Source organism: Aquimarina sp. AU119, from assembly GCF_900312735.1.
Lineage (GTDB): Bacteria > Bacteroidota > Bacteroidia > Flavobacteriales > Flavobacteriaceae > Aquimarina > Aquimarina algiphila.
Genome location: NZ_OMPF01000014.1, coordinates 478,894 through 498,898 on the forward strand (window position 1 = coordinate 478,894; position 20,005 = coordinate 498,898).

General features: G+C 33.4%; 21 protein-coding genes. 4 read left to right on the plus strand and 17 right to left on the minus strand.

What is annotated here, in order from left to right; genetic code table 11:
• Positions 1 to 56 precede the first annotated feature (56 nt).
• The 8 genes from DK442_RS12890 to DK442_RS12925 all read right to left on the minus strand — a co-directional run bounded on the left by DK442_RS12890 (position 57) and on the right by DK442_RS12925 (position 6,321).
• A complete protein-coding gene (locus DK442_RS12890) occupies positions 57 to 566 on the minus strand; it encodes a DUF2480 family protein (RefSeq protein WP_109436286.1) in 510 nt (169 codons plus the stop codon).
• 28 nt (positions 567 to 594) lie between these two features.
• Complete coding sequence (locus tag DK442_RS12895) at positions 595 to 1,032, minus strand: PaaI family thioesterase (RefSeq protein WP_109436287.1); 438 nt, start codon at positions 1,030 to 1,032, stop codon at positions 595 to 597.
• 32 nt (positions 1,033 to 1,064) lie between these two features.
• Positions 1,065 to 1,391 carry an SUF system Fe-S cluster assembly protein gene (locus tag DK442_RS12900; RefSeq protein ID WP_109436460.1) on the minus strand — a complete coding sequence of 109 codons (327 nt, stop codon included), beginning with the start codon at positions 1,389 to 1,391 and terminating at the stop codon, positions 1,065 to 1,067.
• A gap of 50 nt (positions 1,392 to 1,441) precedes the next feature.
• Positions 1,442 to 1,864 carry a SufE family protein gene (locus DK442_RS12905; protein ID WP_109436288.1) on the minus strand — a complete coding sequence of 141 codons (423 nt, stop codon included), beginning with the start codon at positions 1,862 to 1,864 and terminating at the stop codon, positions 1,442 to 1,444.
• Positions 1,865 to 1,903: 39 nt separating this feature from the next.
• A complete protein-coding gene (locus DK442_RS12910; RefSeq protein WP_109436289.1) occupies positions 1,904 to 2,617 on the minus strand; it encodes a DUF4377 domain-containing protein in 714 nt (237 codons plus the stop codon).
• A gap of 40 nt (positions 2,618 to 2,657) precedes the next feature.
• Positions 2,658 to 3,671, minus strand: a complete 1,014-nt coding sequence (locus DK442_RS12915) for a zinc metalloprotease (protein WP_333925017.1) — start codon at positions 3,669 to 3,671, stop codon at positions 2,658 to 2,660.
• Positions 3,672 to 3,868: 197 nt separating this feature from the next.
• Positions 3,869 to 4,987 (minus strand): hypothetical protein, encoded by a 1,119-nt coding sequence (locus DK442_RS12920; protein WP_109436462.1) that lies wholly within the window; start codon positions 4,985 to 4,987, stop codon positions 3,869 to 3,871.
• A 119-nt stretch (positions 4,988 to 5,106) separates the two neighbouring features.
• Complete coding sequence (locus tag DK442_RS12925; RefSeq protein WP_109436290.1) at positions 5,107 to 6,321, minus strand: aminotransferase class V-fold PLP-dependent enzyme; 1,215 nt, start codon at positions 6,319 to 6,321, stop codon at positions 5,107 to 5,109.
• Positions 6,322 to 6,417: 96 nt separating this feature from the next.
• On the opposite strand from DK442_RS12925, the gene DK442_RS12930 reads away from it, so the two are divergent.
• The gene (locus DK442_RS12930; RefSeq protein WP_109436463.1) at positions 6,418 to 7,770 is read left to right on the plus strand and encodes a serine hydrolase; all 1,353 of its coding nucleotides are present in this window, start codon (positions 6,418 to 6,420) and stop codon (positions 7,768 to 7,770) included.
• Positions 7,771 to 7,836: 66 nt separating this feature from the next.
• Here the strand turns inward: DK442_RS12930 and sufD are convergent, their stop codons facing one another.
• The 5 genes from sufD to DK442_RS12955 are packed head-to-tail and all read right to left on the minus strand — an operon-like array spanning position 7,837 to position 12,201.
• Positions 7,837 to 9,150: a Fe-S cluster assembly protein SufD gene (gene sufD / locus DK442_RS12935; RefSeq protein ID WP_109436464.1), complete on the minus strand. Its 1,314-nt coding sequence runs from the start codon at positions 9,148 to 9,150 to the stop codon at positions 7,837 to 7,839.
• 4 nt (positions 9,151 to 9,154) lie between these two features.
• Complete coding sequence (sufC, locus tag DK442_RS12940; RefSeq protein ID WP_109436465.1) at positions 9,155 to 9,907, minus strand: Fe-S cluster assembly ATPase SufC; 753 nt, start codon at positions 9,905 to 9,907, stop codon at positions 9,155 to 9,157.
• A gap of 41 nt (positions 9,908 to 9,948) precedes the next feature.
• The gene (locus DK442_RS12945) at positions 9,949 to 10,353 is read right to left on the minus strand and encodes a hypothetical protein (protein ID WP_109436291.1); all 405 of its coding nucleotides are present in this window, start codon (positions 10,351 to 10,353) and stop codon (positions 9,949 to 9,951) included.
• 25 nt (positions 10,354 to 10,378) lie between these two features.
• Positions 10,379 to 11,824, minus strand: coding sequence for a Fe-S cluster assembly protein SufB (gene sufB / locus DK442_RS12950; protein ID WP_109436292.1), 1,446 nt, complete (start codon positions 11,822 to 11,824; stop codon positions 10,379 to 10,381).
• Positions 11,825 to 11,871: 47 nt separating this feature from the next.
• The gene (locus DK442_RS12955; RefSeq protein ID WP_109436293.1) at positions 11,872 to 12,201 is read right to left on the minus strand and encodes an iron-sulfur cluster assembly accessory protein; all 330 of its coding nucleotides are present in this window, start codon (positions 12,199 to 12,201) and stop codon (positions 11,872 to 11,874) included.
• A gap of 171 nt (positions 12,202 to 12,372) precedes the next feature.
• On the opposite strand from DK442_RS12955, the gene thiL reads away from it, so the two are divergent.
• Positions 12,373 to 13,419, plus strand: coding sequence for a thiamine-phosphate kinase (gene thiL, locus DK442_RS12960; RefSeq protein WP_109436294.1), 1,047 nt, complete (start codon positions 12,373 to 12,375; stop codon positions 13,417 to 13,419).
• A 4-nt stretch (positions 13,420 to 13,423) separates the two neighbouring features.
• Here thiL and DK442_RS12965 read toward each other — a convergent pair whose 3' ends face one another.
• Positions 13,424 to 13,699, minus strand: coding sequence for a hypothetical protein (locus DK442_RS12965; protein WP_333968281.1), 276 nt, complete (start codon positions 13,697 to 13,699; stop codon positions 13,424 to 13,426).
• A 232-nt stretch (positions 13,700 to 13,931) separates the two neighbouring features.
• Positions 13,932 to 14,711, minus strand: a complete 780-nt coding sequence (locus tag DK442_RS12970) for an alpha/beta fold hydrolase (RefSeq protein WP_109436296.1) — start codon at positions 14,709 to 14,711, stop codon at positions 13,932 to 13,934.
• Positions 14,712 to 14,748: 37 nt separating this feature from the next.
• On the opposite strand from DK442_RS12970, the gene brnQ reads away from it, so the two are divergent.
• Together brnQ and DK442_RS12980 are read left to right on the plus strand one after the other, a co-directional pair.
• Positions 14,749 to 16,041 carry a branched-chain amino acid transport system II carrier protein gene (gene brnQ / locus DK442_RS12975; RefSeq protein ID WP_109436297.1) on the plus strand — a complete coding sequence of 431 codons (1,293 nt, stop codon included), beginning with the start codon at positions 14,749 to 14,751 and terminating at the stop codon, positions 16,039 to 16,041.
• Positions 16,042 to 16,434: 393 nt separating this feature from the next.
• Positions 16,435 to 17,814: a cytochrome-c peroxidase gene (locus DK442_RS12980; RefSeq protein ID WP_109436298.1), complete on the plus strand. Its 1,380-nt coding sequence runs from the start codon at positions 16,435 to 16,437 to the stop codon at positions 17,812 to 17,814.
• Here the strand turns inward: DK442_RS12980 and DK442_RS12985 are convergent.
• Both DK442_RS12985 and DK442_RS12990 read right to left on the minus strand, forming a co-directional pair.
• The gene (locus DK442_RS12985; RefSeq protein WP_109436299.1) at positions 17,811 to 18,194 is read right to left on the minus strand and encodes a glyoxalase/bleomycin resistance/extradiol dioxygenase family protein; all 384 of its coding nucleotides are present in this window, start codon (positions 18,192 to 18,194) and stop codon (positions 17,811 to 17,813) included. The genes DK442_RS12980 and DK442_RS12985 overlap by 4 nt on opposite strands.
• Before the next feature lie 113 nt (positions 18,195 to 18,307).
• A complete protein-coding gene (locus DK442_RS12990; RefSeq protein ID WP_109436300.1) occupies positions 18,308 to 19,801 on the minus strand; it encodes a serine hydrolase in 1,494 nt (497 codons plus the stop codon).
• Positions 19,802 to 20,005: the final 204 nt, after the last annotated feature.

Below are 20,005 nucleotides of genomic sequence, written 5' to 3' on the forward strand. Positions count from 1 at the left end.
TGAAGATATCTTACCAGTACTTTTCGATAAAAGACAAAATTAACAGACAAAAAGGCTTATTTCCTTTTGTATAGAGGGACAGATGAACATGCTTCTCCGTACATTATACTTTTAGCAATAGGCTGTAATTTTTGAATTAAAGAAATATATGCGCCTTGAGGAACAGGTTTATTGGCACAGCCTTTAATGATAAGAAGCTTATCTTGATATTCTGAAAAATCAAGAGTATTTATAATTTCATTATAAAGTATGGTTTCAAGATTCTCTAAAGACCCAACAACAACTTTTTTTGCAAAAGGTAGTACAGCACTGGTCAAAAGCAGATAAGCCCAACCAGGTATAATTGCATCTGTAGAACATGAGAGTGCAACATAAGTATCTTGGTATTGACTCCAATCATGTTCTGCAATATGTTTTCTAAACTCTTTTTCTCTTAAAAGTAGACCTTCAAAAAGCCAATCTTTAATATCAAAAAGTATTCGATTACCTTCAGGATAGTAATCTTCTAAATCAAAGGTGATTAGGTTTTTGTTATTGGCAACTCTATTTACAATCTCTTCAGCCATCGCATTATTTTTTTGTTCTTTTATAGGGCTATTGATATCCTATTTTTTCTGATAATTCTATTTTGCTTTTTGCAAAATTTCCAGTTCCAAATGCAATTTCTTTTCCATCTTCATTGTATAATATAGATTCTGCAACAAATAGACCTCTAGACTTAAATTTTACTTTTCCTATAGCTGTAATAATTCCTTTGTTGACAGGTCTCACCAAATTAATGTTAAACGAAGTCGTAAGAACAAAAACATCTGTTACAATCGAATTTACAGCAAAAAAAGCAGCATCATCAAGTAATTTAAAATAGACAGACCCATGTATAGCTCCCAGAGCATGGAAGTATTGTTCTGAAATTTCTAGTTCAATTTGAGCTATTTCTTCAGAAATTTTGACTTTGGTAGTATCATACAATTCGGTGTTAATATTAGCTTGTAGATACATTCTTTCTAATTTATTATAATGTTCAGGACTCATTTTCCTATTTTAGAAAGTTACGTAAAATCAAATCAAAGCATTCCTAATTCTAATTTTGCTTCTTCACTCATAAGATCTTGAGACCACGGTGGATCAAAAGTTAATTCCATTTCTACATCATTCACCGCATCTAGAGATTTTACTTTCTCCTGTATTTCCTGAGGAAGAGATTCTGCAACCGGACAGTTGGGAGATGTAAGCGTCATGAGGATTTTTACATCATGATCTTCATTAACAAAGACATCATAAATTAGTCCTAATTCATATATGTCAACAGGAATTTCTGGATCATAAATTGTTTTTAGTACTCTTACAATTTTTTCTCCTAGTTCATTAGTATCTATAGTGATTTCGCTCATTTTCATTATTTTTTAGTCGACTTCGACAGGCTAAGCCTGACAAAAAAGGATTAATTTAGTTGTGTTTGATATGCAATAGCATACATTTTTAATTGCTTAATCATACTTACCAAACCGTTTGCTCGTGTTGGCGACAAATGTTCTTTTAAGCCAATTTCGTCAATAAAATCTGTATCTGCATTAATAATAGCAGAGGGATGCTGACCAGAAAAAACACGAATTAGTATGGCGATAATACCTTTGGTTATGATAGCATCACTATCAGCAGTGAATTCGACTTTATCATCTTTCATTTCGGCATGTACCCATACTTTACTTTGACATCCTTTAATGATATTATTTTCGGTTTTGTATTTTTCCTCAATAAGAGGAAGTGATTTTCCCAGCTCGATCATGTATTCATATCGTTGCATCCAGTCCTCAAACATACCGAACTCATCCACAATCTCTTCCTGAATTTCTTGTATCGTCATTCTTGCAAATTTTCAACAAAAGTACAACAAGAATTGTTGCTATTCAATACTTTCTGCCAATGATAGTATAGTATTAACTAATTGTTGTATTTCTTTGGGAGGACTGCCATGATCAAAGCTATTAGAAGTATATGCCTTGGTTGAAGAGATAATCTTTAGTTGAGCTTGTTGTGCACCATCTACAAATCGTTTTTCCGTTGGTGGGCTTAACGTATTAATCTGATCGATATTTATAGTTTCCAGAAGGGAAAGAATAGTATTCCAATCTTCTTTTGAGCAATTTTTTGAAGCACTATTTTTTAAGGTTCTATCTGAAGTTTTCTCAATGCGATCTTTATTAATTTTGACTTGAAAAAATGAACCTCTTGAGTGTGCTTGATATTCAATGTTTGTAATGATAATATCTTGATTTGGTATAGTTTTTACCGGTACTTTATGGGCTATAGTTGGATTTTTTTCTTTTGATATCATTTTAACAAAAGTATACTGTAATGAAGAACCATCGACAGGAGGTTTTTCTATTTTAGATACTTTTACTTCGATTTCATAATCATATCCTTCTTCATATTTAAAACCATCAATAGCATCATAAAAATAAGTCCACTCATCGGCAAGACTTTCTTTATATAACATGCATTTTTGAGGCGCTATCCCTATGCAGTCAACCAAAGTACTGCCAATATATACCCGTTTCGTTTCCTGGCATGAAGAAAACAAAAAAAGTGTGCTTAAAAAGAACATGAACTTACTCATATAAATTCTTTTTTTTATTTAAAAATACCAAATTGGATATTTAATTAACAACAGAGGGTTTTACAAAACTTTCTCTTGGTCCTCCTTCTGCAAAAACGGCTCTCATTCTATCTTTTTGACCTTCTGTAAACATATACATACACGCATCATCTGTATAGTCCATATAATTCATAGTGATATCATTTGAGTTACAACGGACAGATGGATATACCGGACATCCAAAATTTGGGCCATCGGATGCAGGAGTATCTTCAACAAAGTCATCTTGAGTACAGTTTCCGTCTCCCCAGATATGCCTTAAATTAAGCCAGTGTCCTACTTCATGAGTTGTTGTTCTTCCCTGGTCAAAAGGAGGTGAAACAAACCCTTTAGTTCCAAAAAATTGTGGCGAAATTACAATACCATCGGTTGATGCACTATCCCCGGGGAATTGTGCATATCCCAATATACCTCCTCCAATAGCACAGACCCATATATTAAGATGTGTTTCTGGAGTGATTACATCAGAACCACCATTTGAAGAAAATTTCATTTGATCATCGGTACCCCATGAAGGCCTTGTTGAAGAGACTCTTATAATACTATCTAATGAAAAATGAATATTAACTGTAGAGGCTATTTCTGCAAATTCTTCTGGTACTTGCGATATATCGGTATTGGTTTTGGTAAAATCCTTGTTAAGTACATCGATTTGAGAGCGAATCTGTTCTTCGCTTATATTTTCATCTTCTGTATTGTAAATAACATGAACTATAGCTGGTATAGCTATTGTATCAGTAACGTTGACTCGACCTGTCTTTCGAAGTTTAATAAAGGCTTCGCATTGTTTTTCAATAGCTTCCATTTTAGATCGTAACCCAGGAGTTCTAACCATATGTTTCTCGAGTACCTCCATTGTACTGCATCTCGTAATGGTTTCATTTTGAGTTTGATCAGGAGTTTCTATTTCTTCTTGATGATCTTCTTCTTTGTTTTCTTTCTTAGAATTTATACAACTCTCAAAAAGAATAAAAAGCATCATTAGAACTACTATATTTTGAACTTTATGCATCATAATTATTTGTTTATCAGAATACTATAAGGCATTACATCAATTTACTCATAAAACGAGAAAAAAACATAGTTTGTTTTAATCTTTAACAAAAATTATAGGTGTTTAACAGTATGGTAATTCAAAAATGTTAAATTATAAAGGCAACATTAAAGAATATTGCCTTTTTTGGTATAATAGATTGTATAGGAATAGTGTTCTTATTCTGTAATAGTAGAATTTGTAACACTTATATCGGTATCTGCGTGTGCAGAAATTCCTGGATAAGAGGGATACCAAGAACCTCCAATATTATTTTGAATAGTAGATTCATTGATGATAACATTACCAGAATGATCATTGGAAACAAAAAATATAGCGGCACCAAAATCATTAACTTGATTTGCCTCTATATGAGAACCAAGAAGCGTGAGAGTCATGGTATTTCCATCATTGTATATTGCTCCTCCACTTCCTCCTCCGGGAGTTCCGGATTGGCTAGGGTTTCCTCCATTCCCAATAGCAGAATTATGAGAAAAAAGACTATTGATGATAGTCCATGAGACGCCAATACTACTAATTGCACCGCCATTTGATCCAGAGTTTCCAAAACCTTCTTTTCCGCCAAAAGTACTGTTAACAATAAATACAGGTAGGTTATTATATTGGCTAAAGACTCTAATTGCTCCTCCTCCTACATCTGGTCCAACAGAAGCACAAGTGTTATTAAAGAACCTACAGTTTACAGCTTTAAAACGCCCTCCACGAACCCAGATAGCACCTCCTCCATCATATTCTGTTTCATTGGTAGAATTTCCATTGGCAAATGTGATGTTCTGAACCGTAAGTCTGGGATGATCCTGATTTTGACAGTGATCTGTAGTCCATACCTGATTTTGATCACACGTATTCATGTATAGAATTCTAGTCTGATTATTCCCACTTAGAGTAATTAAGCCTCCTCCATCAATAACAATCTCTTGACTTGTATTGTTAAACACTTTAGCAGGTTGATTTAATGTTATAGTCACAGGATCAGGGCCACAATTAAAAACGATTTTTCCTCCTTTGGTCACAGCATCAATAAAAACCTGACCTGTACAGCTTTCGGGAGTACCGTCACCAACTATAGTAGTGGGATTAGAGACATCTTCTAAGGATGCTTCAGCTGGGATAGGAGAATTTCCGTTTGGGTTTCCTGCAGGAATTCCATCAAAAGGATTATCAAGAGGGTTAATAATAGTTACTGTCTCTGTAGAATCATCACTACTACATGAGGCTAAAAGAACTATTGAAAATAAAAACACACAGTATTTTAGAAAAAGAAAATTAGGTTTCATAGGCATTGGGGTAGGTTAAATTATAGAATTTAAAACGTAGTACAGCTATAGTTTATTGTTTTTTTAACGAGATAACATTTGATTCCCAAGACCCTCTATATTTTTAAACAAGGCTGTTTTTAAGAAAGCATTATTTGGGCTTTCTTGATAGCTTCTACAAGAGCATCAATTTCTTCTTTGGTGTTATAGAATGAAAATGAGGCTCTTATTGTTCCTGGGATTTTGTAAAAATCCATAATAGGTTGCGCACAGTGATGTCCTGTACGAACAGCAATTCCTAATTTGTCAACTATAGAACCAACATCATAAGGATGAATATTTTCTAGATTAAAAGAGATTACAGATGTTTTATTTTTGGATGTTCCATAGATTTTTAATCCTTGGATTTCTAATAATTTTTGAGTTCCGTAGTGCAATAATTCTTCTTCATAGGCTGCAATATTTTCAAACCCAATACTATTCATATAATCTAGTGCTACACCAAATGCAATTCCGCCACAGATATTTGGAGTTCCAGCTTCAAATTTATGAGGAAGTCCTGCGTATGTAGTCTTCTCGAAGGTCACCTGGTCTATCATCTCACCGCCTCCTTGATAAGGAGGGAGCTTGTTGAGCCACTCTTCTTTTCCATATAATAAACCTACACCGGTTGGTCCACAAAGTTTATGAGCAGAAGCAACATAAAAATCTACATCCAGCGCTAGAACATCTGGTTTGATATGAGGACAGGATTGTGCCCCATCGATCAACACAGCAGCACCAACATCATGAGCTTTTTTAATGATTTCTTCAATAGGGTTTATTGTCCCTAAAGCATTAGAAATATGATTGGTAAAAACAAGTTTAGTCTTATCAGTAATCAACTGATTGTATGCGTCCATCACCAATTCCCCTTCTTCATTCATAGGAATTACTTTAAGAACAGCACCGGTTCGTTCGCAAAGCATTTGCCAGGGTACAATATTGGAGTGGTGTTCTAAAGCAGATACGATAATTTCATCTCCTTTAGAAAGAAGATTAGAAAAACCAGTAGCTACAATATTAATGCTATGTGTTGTTCCTGAGGTTAGAATAATCTCATGAGCATGTTTTGCATTAAAATGTTTCTGTACTTTTTTACGAGCAATCTCATAGGCATCAGTAGCCTCCTGAGATAAAGTATGAACTCCACGGTGAATATTAGCGTTATAGTTGCTATAATAATCAACAATAGCATCGATGACCACTTGTGGTGTTTGAGAGGTGGCAGCGTTATCAAAATACACCAAAGGTTTCCCGTTTACCTGTCTGGAAAGTATTGGAAAATCTTGTCGTATCTTTTGTACATCTAGCATAGCAATTTGTTTCTGCAAAAATACTAATACCAATTATTATATATGCGTTTTCTAGGTAGGATTGTTTATTTTTAGATGGATTTAACCCTTTTATATATGAAGCGATTTAAAAAAATTATTAGGATAGTATTTCTTATTGTATTTGTAGGGATTTGTGGTGTAGTTATTCTGAATTACCCAAAACTTGAAATCATTTCTGGATTTTCTGCAAAAAATATGAGTTCATCTATTTTTATTGGACATAGAAGTCTTGAATACACAGATAAAACAGATCATGATGTTCCTAATGTAAGATTGGCGACTGATGAAGTAGATATCGATAATAAGTATGCTATAGCGAATGTATATGGGTTTAAAGAACGAAAGGCAATTTATCGAGAAGGGTTGGGGAGCATTTTAATTGATGATGAATTTGATGAAAATAAACCATTTTTAACTCCGAATAGAACTATTGTAAAAACGAATCTGGAATATCCTTACGGAAACTTACCACAAAAAGATACGATATTTGAAAATATAGACTATGAGAAGGTAAGACAAACAGCTGCCTCGATTTTTGATACGAATGGAGAAAATATAAAAAAAACAAGGGCAGTTCTTGTACTTTATAAAGATCAAATCATTGCTGAACGTTATATTGATGGTTTTGATAAAAACTCAATGGTATTAGGCTGGTCTATGACCAAAAGTGTGCTTAGTACAATGTATGGAGTTTTACAAACACAAGGTAAAATAAACATCAATGACAAAGCTCCTGTATCTGAATGGCAAAATGACGAAAGAAAAGAGATCACGATAAACAATTTGTTACAGATGAATAGCGGTCTCGAATGGGATGAGGATTATGGTTCTATTTCTGATATTACAAAAATGTTATACTTGGAGAGAGATATGACGACACCCCAAATTCATAAAAAGGCTATACATAAACCTAATGAAAATTGGTATTATTCCTCTGGAACTTCTAATTTATTATCAGGAATTCTTAGGAAACAGTTTAATACATATCAAGAATATCTGGATTTCCCTTATCGTGAGTTTATTGATAAAATAGGAATGCATTCTATGCTTATAGAAACGGATATGACGGGTAATTTTGTAGCGTCTTCTTATGCTTGGGCAACAACAAGGGATTGGGCTAAGTTTGGATTATTGTACCTTCATAGGGGAAACTGGAATGGAACTAAGGTTTTTGATCCATCCTGGGTCGAGTATGTGACTACTCCTAGTCCAACATCCGAAGGGGATTATGGAGGTCATTTTTGGTTAAATGCTGGTGGATTTTATCCAGATGCACCCAGGGATATGTTTTCTGCTAATGGATACCAAGGACAACGGGTATTTATTATTCCTTCTAAAGATTTGGTAATTGTACGATTTGGACTTATTGGAGATGCCGGAGTAGATTTTAATACCTTTTTAAAGGATATGGTTGATGCAGTAGAATAAAACAATACAAAATAAAAAAGCCAAATCTAAATCGATTTGGCCTTTTTTTATATCAAAACATTCAGTTTACAAATCAAAACCGATATTAACGTTTAATTTATTGGCAATTAGCTTGTTGATTCTACTTTTGAGCTGAGGTATTTTTACACTTTCTAAAACATTATTTGCAAAAGCATACATGAGTAAGGCTTTTGCTTCTTTTTCTCCGATACCTCTAGATCTCATATAAAACAATGCATTATCGTCTAACTGACCGATAGTACATCCATGAGAACATTTTACATCATCTGCAAAAATTTCTAATTGAGGCTTAGAATTGATTGTAGCTTTATCACTTAACAAGATATTATTGTTAGATTGAAAAGCATTTGTTTTTTGAGCCTCTTTGTTTACAATAATTTTTCCATTAAAAACACCTGTGGCTTTTTCGTCAAAAATACCTTTGTAATCTTGATGACTCTCACAATTAGGTTGAGTATGATGTACCAATGTATTATGATCTACATGTTGTTTACCCTCAACAATGGTTATACCATTAAGTACAGAATCAATACCTTCTCCTTTTTGATAGAAATTAAGGTTATTCCTTGTTATATTTCCTCCGAAAGCAAAAGTATGCACCGACGCAAGACTTTGTGATTGCTGATCGATATAGGTATTGTCGATTAAAGATGCATTTTGATTATCATTCTGGATTTTATAATAATCAACCACAGCTCTTTTATCTACAAAAATCTCGGTTACAGAATTTGTAAGTACTGGATTATCTGTTAAGCTTTGATGACGCTCAATAATCTGTACATGAGAGTTTTCTTCAACAATAATAAGATTACGTGGTTGTAGCATTTGTGCAGATTCTTTTCCTGTAGAGAAATGTATAATCTGTATAGGTTTGTCTGCTAATTTGTTTTTAGGGATGTAGATATAAGCCCCTTCTCTTGAAAACGCAGTGTTTAAAGAAGTAAGTCCATCTTGGCGAGCTATTTTGTTGAAGTAATTGTCAACAATAGGCTTATATTTCTCATGTGTTAATGCCGAAGACATCAAACATACATCAATTTTTTCATGAGTAGTTTCTGACAAATGAGAAGAATATTTACCATCTATAAATACAATCTTGTAGGTATCTATATCGTGAATAAAGTACTTTTTTATATCCTTAAAATCTAAGGCATTTTCTTCCTTTGGAAAAATACTATAATCATGTTTTAAAATAGAATTTAACGAAGTGTATTTCCAAGCTTCCTCTTTTTTGGTAGGAAACCCTTTTTCTTCAAAAACTTTGATAGCCTGGCTTCTAATATCATGTATAGGAGCATCTACATCTACTGTGTTTTCAAAAGCTAAAAAGGAAGACACTAATTTTTCTTTTAACTCCATAGCCTTATGCATTTATTTCTTCCTTAATCCAGTCGTATCCTTTTTCTTCTAATTCCAGAGCTAATTCTTTGGTGCCAGATTTTACGATTTTTCCATCATATAATACATGAACAAAATCAGGAACGATATAGTCTAGTAAACGTTGATAGTGTGTAATAACAACAATAGCATTCTCTGGGCTTTTTAGTTTGTTAACTCCATTTGCTACGATACGCAATGCATCGATATCAAGTCCAGAATCTGTTTCGTCAAGGATAGCTAACTTAGGTTCCATCATAGCCATTTGAAAGATCTCATTTCTCTTTTTTTCTCCACCGGAGAACCCTTCATTAAGTGAACGGGATAAAAACTTACGGTCGATCTCTAATAATTCAGATTTTTCCCGAATTTTTTTAAGCATATCTTTTGCTGGCATTTCTTCCAGTCCTTGTGCTTTTCTAGTTTCATTAATAGCGGTTTTCATGAAATTAGTAACGGTAACTCCAGGGATTTCTACAGGGTATTGAAAAGATAGAAAAACACCATTATGTGCTCGTTCTTCTGCTGCTAATTCATCTATATCCTCTCCTTCTAGAAGGATTTCTCCTCCGGTAACTTCATATTCTTCTTTCCCTGCAACGATATTAGCCAAGGTACTTTTTCCCGCACCATTAGGTCCCATAATAGCATGTATCTCTCCTGCTTTTACATCCAGGTTAAGACCTTTTAAAATTTCTTTTCCTTCGACACTTGCGTGTAAATCTTTAATTTTCAGCATCATCTCTTAATTTGAATATTTAGGTGCTTTTGGCAATTTATTTAATTTTCTTTTTCTTGATCTGCTTCAGAGGAAGAAGTGTGGTCTTGCGGAGAAGACTTAATCTTCGTTGGCAACTCAGAGGTTGGTGCACTTACTCCTATGATTTCAGTTATTTCTACTATCTCTTTCCATTCTTCTAATCCATTTCCTTCATTAGGTTTTATAAGTCCTTTAATCACTACAGGAACCATATCATATTCTTCTCTTTGTAGTGGAGCGACTTTTTTGGCTAGTTCATGTGTAATATCATTAATTATTACACCATAAATAAAGCCATTACCCATAATGACGGCAGCATCATCAATAAGAATAAACTCACCTCGTATTAAAGTAGGTTCTTCATTTTTAGATTTACAAGAAAAAAGGGCAAGGCTTAGAGTAAATAGAATAAATAATTTTTTCATTAATGCAGATTTGATGGTTTCACAATTATCCCACAGAACCCTCTAGAGAAATTTCCAGAAGTTTTTGAGCCTCTACAGCAAATTCCATAGGTAATTTATTCAATACCTCTTTACTAAAACCATTAACTATTAAAGCGATTGCTTTCTCAGTATCAATTCCTCGTTGATTGCAGTAAAAAATTTGATCTTCACCTATCTTACTAGTAGTAGCTTCATGTTCTATTTGAGCAGTTTTATTTTTTGCTTCTATATAAGGAAACGTATGTGCGCCACATTCATTGCCCATCAATAATGAATCACATTGTGAAAAATTACGTGCATTGGTCGCTCTGCTATTAATTTGCACTAGTCCTCGATAACTATTTTGCGATTTTCCAGCAGAAATACCTTTAGAAATGATAGTACTTTTGGTGTTTTTACCAAGATGAATCATTTTTGTACCAGTATCTGCTTGTTGATAATTGTTTGTTACTGCTATAGAATAAAATTCTCCAACAGAATTATTTCCTTTTAATACACAAGAAGGATATTTCCAGGTTACTGCAGATCCTGTTTCAACTTGTGTCCAGGAGATTTTTGCATTAGTTTCACAAATCCCTCTTTTGGTTACAAAATTATAAACTCCTCCTTTTCCATCTGCATTACCAGGATACCAATTCTGCACGGTAGAATATTTTATTTCTGCATCATCTAATGCGATTAGTTCTACTACGGCAGCGTGTAACTGATTTTCATCACGAGATGGAGCTGTACAGCCTTCCAGATAACTTACATAACTCCCTTGATCTGCAACAACAAGGGTGCGTTCAAACTGACCCGTTCCTGCTTGATTAATTCTGAAATAAGTCGATAACTCCATAGGACAACGAACTCCCTTTGGGATATAACAGAAAGAACCATCACTAAAAACAGCAGAGTTTAGGGCAGCATAAAAATTATCTTTTTGCGGAACTACAGAACCAATATATTTTTTAACTAATTCTGGATGTTCTTGTATAGCTTCAGAAATAGAGCAGAATATAATTCCTTTCTCGGCAAGAGTTTCTTTAAAAGTAGTTGCAACAGATACCGAATCCATTACAATATCTACAGCAACGCCGGCAAGTTTCTTTTGTTCATCTAAAGAAATACCAAGTTTTTTAAAGGTCTCTAATAACTCTGGATCTACTTCATCAATACTATTGTATTTTGGTTTTTTATTTGGAGCAGAATAATATGAAATACTTTGAAAATCTGGTTTTTCATATCTAACATTTGCCCATTCGGGCTCTTCCATTTTCTCCCATACACGAAAAGCTTCAAGTCGCCATTCGGTCATCCATTCGGGCTCTTCTTTTTTCTTAGAGATTGCACGAACTATATCTTCATTAAGACCCACAGGAAAAGTATCAGATTCTATATCAGTGTAGAATCCATACTCATATTCTTTGGTTTCTAATTCTTTTTTTAAGTCGTCTTCAGTATACGCCATCTTTTGTGTCCTGAGTTTATTCAGGATCTTGTTTTAAAGTTTAAAAACTATAATGAAAAACTTTCTCCGCAACCGCAGGTTCTACTGGCATTGGGGTTGTTAAATACAAAACCGGTACCATTAAGGCCTCCAGAATATTCTAGAGTTGTTCCGATAAGGTAAAGGAAACTTTTTTTATCAACAATGATTTTTATATTGTTGTCTTCAAAAACTTTATCTCCTTCTTCCTGGCTTTTATCAAATTTTAAATCATAAGATAATCCAGAACACCCGCCGCTTTTTACACCTACGCGAACATAATCGGTCGAAGCATCATATCCATCATCATTCATCAATTCGATGACCTTATTTTTTGCTATATCAGATACTTTGATCATATTACTGTATAATAGATTAATTCTAAATTGAATGCAAATATACTACTTAAGTAGATTTTATACACGAAACCTAACATTTATCTAACAATATTACAATAAGTAAAAGCTATAGTAGAAGATTATGATACTTGAAAATAATGCCAATTAATAGCGATAGATTATCTTTGCAAAATGATTGAAGATAAAAATACATCAAGGACGCAGTTATCTGAATTAGGAGAATTTGGACTTATTAACCACCTGACCAAGAACTTTACGATTAAGCAAAAAACAACTTCTCTTGGTATTGGCGATGATGCTGCGGTTTTGGATTTTGATAATAAAAAATGCGTTTTAACGACAGATTTATTAATTGAAGGAGTACATTTTGATTTATCATATGTTCCTTTAAAACATTTAGGGTATAAAGCTGTAGTTGTAAATCTTTCTGATGTGTACGCGATGAATGCAGTTGCAACTCAGATTACGGTTTCTATTGCAGTTTCTAATAGATTTCCTTTGGAAGCTTTAGAAGAATTATATGCGGGAATTGAAACCGCTGCAAAAATTTATAATATTGATGTGGTTGGAGGAGATACGACTTCGTCGACAACAGGGTTGTTAATTAGTATTACAGCAGTTGGATATGCTGAAGAAAAAGAATTGGTGTATCGCAGTGGAGCTCAGGAAAATGATCTTTTAGTAGTTACAGGTGATTTAGGAGCTGCATATTTGGGACTTCAAGTATTGGAAAGAGAGAAAAAAGTATATGAAGTTAATCCTAATTCGCAACCAGATCTGGATCAATATACATATCTCATCGAGAGACAACTTAAACCAGAAGCACGTAAAGATATTTCAGAACTTCTTAGCGCATTGGATGTAAAACCAACCAGTATGATTGATATAAGTGATGGACTATCGTCTGAAGTTATACATTTATGCACACAGTCTAAGGTTGGAGTAAATCTCTATGAGGAAAAAATACCATTAGACCCTACGGTAATTTCTACCTGTGAGGAATTTCAACTAAATAGCACGACAGTGGCATTAAATGGAGGAGAAGATTATGAATTGCTTTTTACGATAAAACAACAAGATTTCCCCAAAATTAAAGCAAACCCTAGTCTTACAGTTATTGGTCACATAACAGATGAGAAAAGTGGAATAGGATTAGTAACCAGAGCTAATGAAAAAATAGAAATAAAAGCTCAGGGATGGAATCCGATAGAAGGATAGCATATTATGAAGCTGCCTGAAACGAAGTATCTGTAGTATTAGTTCTTGCTAGTTTTTTAGCATGTACAGAAGCCAAAGCGTTGTTAATTTCTTTTAATTTAGGAGTCATTACTTCTAATCTTCCTCTACTATTTGTAGTTGCTTGTTCATTACAATGGGAACAGGTATATTCTTTGATATGATGTGTTACATTTTTTGAAAGTACATAATCATGACCAAATAAAGAACAATAGATTTTAGAAAAGGAAAATGTGGGGGTTGGGGTAGATTTTTTCATCATTTTTAGGGGGGTTAAAAATTCATAGAAACGGATTAGAGGTTCATTATCAATACAATAATAATATTTTTTTTCGTATTAATAGTCTTTTTGTAAGAAAAACTTGCCTTAAAACATTGATTTTTAACTAAACCAAGGCTTTTACAGTGATTTTTGACCTATAAAAGTGTATTTCATCTGGTGTTTTTGCTATATTCCCCGAATACTTTTAGGAAATTCCTTCTAAACGTATACGTTAAAACAAGCTTAAGAATTTAAGAAGCGTATTGATATATTCTTCTTCATTTTCTAGGTAAGACATATGTCCACCATTAAAAGACACAAGATCGATTTTAAATTGTTCTGCTTCTTTAAGATTTTGTGAGTAGGGTAAAACAGGGTCTTTAATACCTGCAAGTATTACTTTGGGTTTATTAAAATTTGATAAAACAGAAGTGCGATTTTTTCGAATCTTCATCCCTTCTAAAGCCGAAATGATTCCTTGCAATGGCATTCTGGAAGCTTGGTTTTTAATTGATTTGATTTTTTCTGCAAATACCAATCTATTTTCTTCTGCAAAAAGATTTGCAATTGCCATACTGGTAAATGCATTTGGATTATTTTTTACAATATCAATAGCTCTGCTTCGATTTGTTTTTCTTTCTGGGCTGTCAGGAAATGATGTCGAGTTAAGCAAGACTAATCCAGAAACTACATCAGGAAAGAGATCAACAGATGCTAATGCGACATAGCCTCCCATAGAATGCCCTATAAAAATTGCTTTTACAATATTCAAAGAATCCAAAACTGCTTTGACTGCTTGTGCCATGTCTTCCATAGTATGAATATATCCTAAACATTCGGTATCACCATGACCTAATAGGTCAATAGTGATGCAATAATAACTTTTGGATAAGTGAATAGTAGTTTCTTTCCACATGGTAGAATTCTCTAAGAAACCATGTAGAAAAACCACAGGAGTACCTTTTCCAAAGACAGAATAATTTATTTTAATTCCTTTATATGCTAATATCATTATGAAAGTTTATTTTTAGGCACATAAACGTAATTAAATGAGATTTAATAAAGAAACTTTCGTTGCAGGATTTGCATTATTTTCGATGTTTTTTGGTGCCGGTAATCTAATGCTCCCTCCACTTCTGGGATTTAAGGCTGGTGATGCATGGCTAATGGTCATTATAGGGTTTGTTATTTCTGCTGTGATCATTCCGTTACTAGGAATTTTTGCACATGCAAGACTTCAGGGAACAATGTTGGATTTTGCCAAGAAAGTATCACCTACGTTTAGTCTTATATATTGTGTGTTAGTATATTTGATTTCGATCGCGTTACCTTCTCCCAGAACGGCCTCGGTAACTCATGAAATGGCAATTCAACCTTTTTTTGGAACCAGTGCCTGGATGACTAGTACAATATACTTTGCATTAGTCTTGCTTTTTGTACTTAATCGCTCTAAGATTTTAAGTATACTAGGTAAATTTCTTTCTCCTATTATATTTATTGTTGTGTTAAGTATTATCTGTATAGGTATTTTTTCTGTACTAACCCCAGAGATTGGTCCTTCAGAATTTCAAACCCCTATAGTCAGTGGATTACTTGAGGGGTATCAGACTTTTGATGCTATAGGTGCAGTTGTAGTAGGTGGAGTGATTATTGTTTCACTAAAGATTAAAGGAGAAAATAACTTTGATAGAAACCGAAGTCTTATTATGCGATCTGGTATTTTGGCAGGGATCGGTCTTTTTATCATTTATGCGGGAATGATTTATAGCGGAGCATTATTTGGATCTGATTTTGACGAAAACATCAACAGAACTGACTTGTTATCAGGCTTAAGTCTCAAAACCCTTGGAAGTGTTGGTGAAATCTTTTTAAGTATTTTGGTAGGACTGGCATGTTTTACTACAGCAGTAGGTATTGTAACAGGTACTGCAGATTTTATGAAAGGACTATTTGGAGGCTCTCAAAAAGTATATTTAATCACTGCGATTATAGGATGTATTCTTGGAGTACTTATGGGACAGTTTGATGTACATTATATTATTAATGTAGCTGTTCCTGCTCTCATGTTTATATACCCTATCACTATAATTTTAATACTACTAAATGTTTTGCCGGATAGATTTACTTCTTCATTGGTTTTTAGATCAGTGGTAGTCGTAACCATTTTATTTAGTATTCCTGATTTTCTGGGCTCTATTGGGTTGAGTGATCTTGTTAGTTCGCTTTTAAAAATCCTTCCTTTAGGGGTTTATAGTTTGGCTTGGCTCTTGCCAGCGCTAACTACTCTAGTCATTATGAATGTATTTGTACCCAAAAGCAGCAAGAGCAAGGGCACTTTATGAGAAGTTTTGATGTTGATTAGTAGTCTATTTCTTACGAAAATAAACACCTTGAATAAAGCATAATGTTTTTTGACGTTTTTCTCGAGAAGAACATTGATTTGTTTAAGAATGCATGCTATAATAATGATAAAGATGTTTTTTGTTTAAGGTTAATACGTCAATTTTATATAAAAACTTCATAGACTTATAAAATACAAAATAGTTTATTTTTAAGTTACAACCGGGGAAACAATCATTTTTACACAAAATATATACGGTTTGACCTTTAAGTATGTATTTTGTCGATTTTTTAATATATATTTAACATAGTCTTAGTCAAAACATTGTTCAACCGTTGGTTTTGCAAATAGTCCTTTCAGTGAAAAATTTAGTGTTTAATTTAAATTTATTTCCATGAAAAAAAACTATTTTCTTATCCTGATTCTTGTCTTAATATCTTGTAATAATGATGATTATGTTGAGATAGATTCTGACGTCTCAAAAACGTATTCAAATACTTCAAACCCGACAGAACAAGATCAAAAATTATTACAAAGATTGGATAGTGTAACAGAAGGTATTGGAGTTTCTTTTTTTATTCTGCCGGATAGTGATGATTATGTTAATATTCCTCAAGATCCGTTAAATTTAATTACAGCAAAGAAAGTTGAATTGGGAAAACTTCTTTTTCATGAAACAGCAACAGGAGGAAATCCTAAGGTAGCGTCTAATAAAGCGATGTACTCTTGTGCTTCCTGCCATCATGCAGCTGCAGGATTTAGTGCCGGAATTAGACAAGGTATAGGAGAAGCTGGTTCGGGATTTGGTATCAATGGCAATGGCAGAATTATAGATCCCAGTATTCCATTAAATCTTGTTGATATACAACCCATTAGATCCCCAACGATATTAAATGTTGCTTATCAAGATGTGATGCTTTGGAATGGTCAATTTGGAGGAACAGGAACAAATGCCGGTACAGAAGCTAATTGGACAAATATTCCAGAGAATTTTTTAGGATTTCAAGGAGTAGAAATTCAGGCGATAAAGGGACAAGATGTACATAGGTTATTAATTGATAAAGATTTTGTAAAAGATTTTAATTACAAAAAACTGTTTAATAAAGCTTTTCCCGATGTACCAAAAAGTGAAAGATATACCAAAGAAAATGCTGCATTAGCTATTGCCGCTTATGAAAGAACGGTCTTACCCAATCAATCTCCATGGCAAAAATGGTTAAAAGGAGATTTTGAAGCACTTACTAAGAAGGAGAAAAAGGGAGCAAGAGTGTTTTTTGGTAAAGGAAAATGTTTTAAATGCCATACAGGTCCAGCATTAAATGACAAAAAATTCTATGCTTTTGGAATGGATGATTTTGATAATTCTTCTAAAGCAATTGTTTTGGATACCCCAGGTTTTGAGAATGTAAAAAAAGGAAGAGGAGGATTTACTAAGAAAACAAAAGACAATTATAAGTTTAAAACACCAACACTTTATAACTTAATCGATAATGGATTTTTTGGTCATGGAGGAACATTTACTTCGGTTAGAGATGTCATTGAATATAAAATTAACGGAACTCCTCAAAACCCTGAAGTACCTGTAGAAAGATTGGCCAAACAGTTTGTAAACGTACAAGAACTTACAGAAAATCAGATCAATAATCTTACCTTATTTATCGAGAATGGATTAAGAGATCCAAATCTGGCTAGGTATGTTCCTAATCTAGTACAATCAGGATTCTGTATTCCAAATAATGATGCCGAATCCAAAGTAGATTTGGGATGTAATTAATTAAGTGTAGCGATCCACCAGACGTTTCCAAAAGGGTCTTTAAAGCCAGCACCACGTGCACCATAATCCTCATCCATAGGAGGCATTAGAGATTTTGCACCTGCGTCTATAGCTTCAAAATACGTCTGGTCGGTATCTTTTACATATACATACATTGATCCTGGGTGCGCAGGGTAATGTTTTGATGCTTCGGTAAGAAGGATTGTACTCTCTCCTATTTTGATTTCAGAATGTTGTATTCTATTATCAACATCGAGAGTTCGAACCATCTCTTGAGCCTGAAAGATCTTTCTGATAAAATCAATAAACTCTTCGGCTTTTTCAACTACCAAATACGGCATAGCTTGCTGGTGGCCAGCAGTAATTTTCATTCGTTGCATACAATAAAAAAGAGGGTTTGTATACTCAACGAAAGAACTGATATAAATATTCTATAAGAGAGTAAAAATATATAGTAAAGAGTTCTTAAATTATATAAATATATGTAGAGATACTACTTTTTTAATCTTTCAATCCATGTATTAATCTTTTTTGATACGGGACTTGCACCTCGATCATAATTAGACATTACCGTGATTATATACCCGTTATCTAAAAAAATATCAAGTTGGGCATTAAGACCAGGAAAACCACCACCATGACCGACTACTTTTCCTGCAGTACTGGTTTTTACTTCAAAACCATATCCGTATCTTGATTTTGCATGATCAGTCCAAAGTAATTCTAAGGAAGATTCTGAAACTAATTTTTTATCAACTAAAGCCAATGCAAACTTATGTAAATCTCTTACGGTTGAAAAGCCTCCGCCGGCAGGCCCTCCTTTAATTATATGTTTGAATATATTATTCCTCCATCCTAATGCGTTATTTGATACAGGAATATACCCTATAGCTAAGTTTTCTACAGGCTGATCCATTTCATAAGAGTCAGAATTAATCATTCCAGAAGGGGTAAAGATATTATTCTTGATATACTCAAAATAGTCCTGACTTGATGATTTTTGGATAATTACTCCCAAAAGTAACATTCCGGTATTGCTATATCTAAATTTTTCTCCGGGGGTAAAAGCAAGTGTTTCTCCTTTGACCAATGGTTTAAACTCTTCAATCGTTCTATATAATTCTCGAGACGAATTCCAATATGTTTTATTAAAATAACTCCCTAATCCACTAGTGTGAGATAGAAGGTGGTGGATAGTAACCTTATCTGTAATTTGTTTGGGAAGCCAGCTCTCATCAATATATTTGCTTATAGGATCACTTAATTTTACCTTTTGTTTTTCTACAAGTTGCATAATCGCAGTAGTAGTAAACATTTTGTTCATAGACCCCAAATTAAACTTGGTATTTATTGTATTTGGTACATGAAATCTTTTAGAAGCTTCACCATATGCTTTTTCAAATAAGACTTCACTTCCTTTAGCAATTAATACAGTACCCGAGAAGACATCTTTTTTAGAAATTTTATCAAGTAAGGCAGAAGTTTTATTGATAAGTTCGGTTTCAGAAATTTGAGATTCTTTTACATTAGAAGGTATATTTGCAGATGAAAACCAAAGACTATCAACTATGTAATCTGTGGTATTCAAAAAACTTAAAGTGATTGCATACCAGGAATCAAAATTATTACCTTTAACAATGACTACTGTTTTATCAGGGCGAGAAGGGGTATACGTTCTTATACTATGAAAATTAACCCCTCCTGTTTTTCTATAGTTGTCTAATAAATATTCCTGAATATCTTCCATAGAGAATTTCTTCAGGATATCTTCACTGCGATGTTTTGTAATAAATTGACTTATTTTCTGAGCATTATTTGCATTAAATACATCTATCACTTCTTGAATTACTTGTCCCATTTTTCCTTTGGGAAAGTTAGAATCATCTTTATAATCAATTTTAGCTACTTGTTGGGTATAACCGAAGAACGGAAATACTAAAAAGAGACATATGATTTTAAAATTAGAGATTGGTTTTAAGATTATCATAAGTTAAAGATTTTGATGGTTTTATGATCTTTTTTGTATTCAACTAATGAAAGGATGAAAATATTTTCCTTTAGACTATATAAAGCATCAAATATTGTTCCATTCAACACGTAAAATAAAGGATGCATAAGACATATGGTTAATATCATACCAAACAAATCTTAAGACAAAAGTAGGTGAGGTTTGAATAAAACATAATTTAAG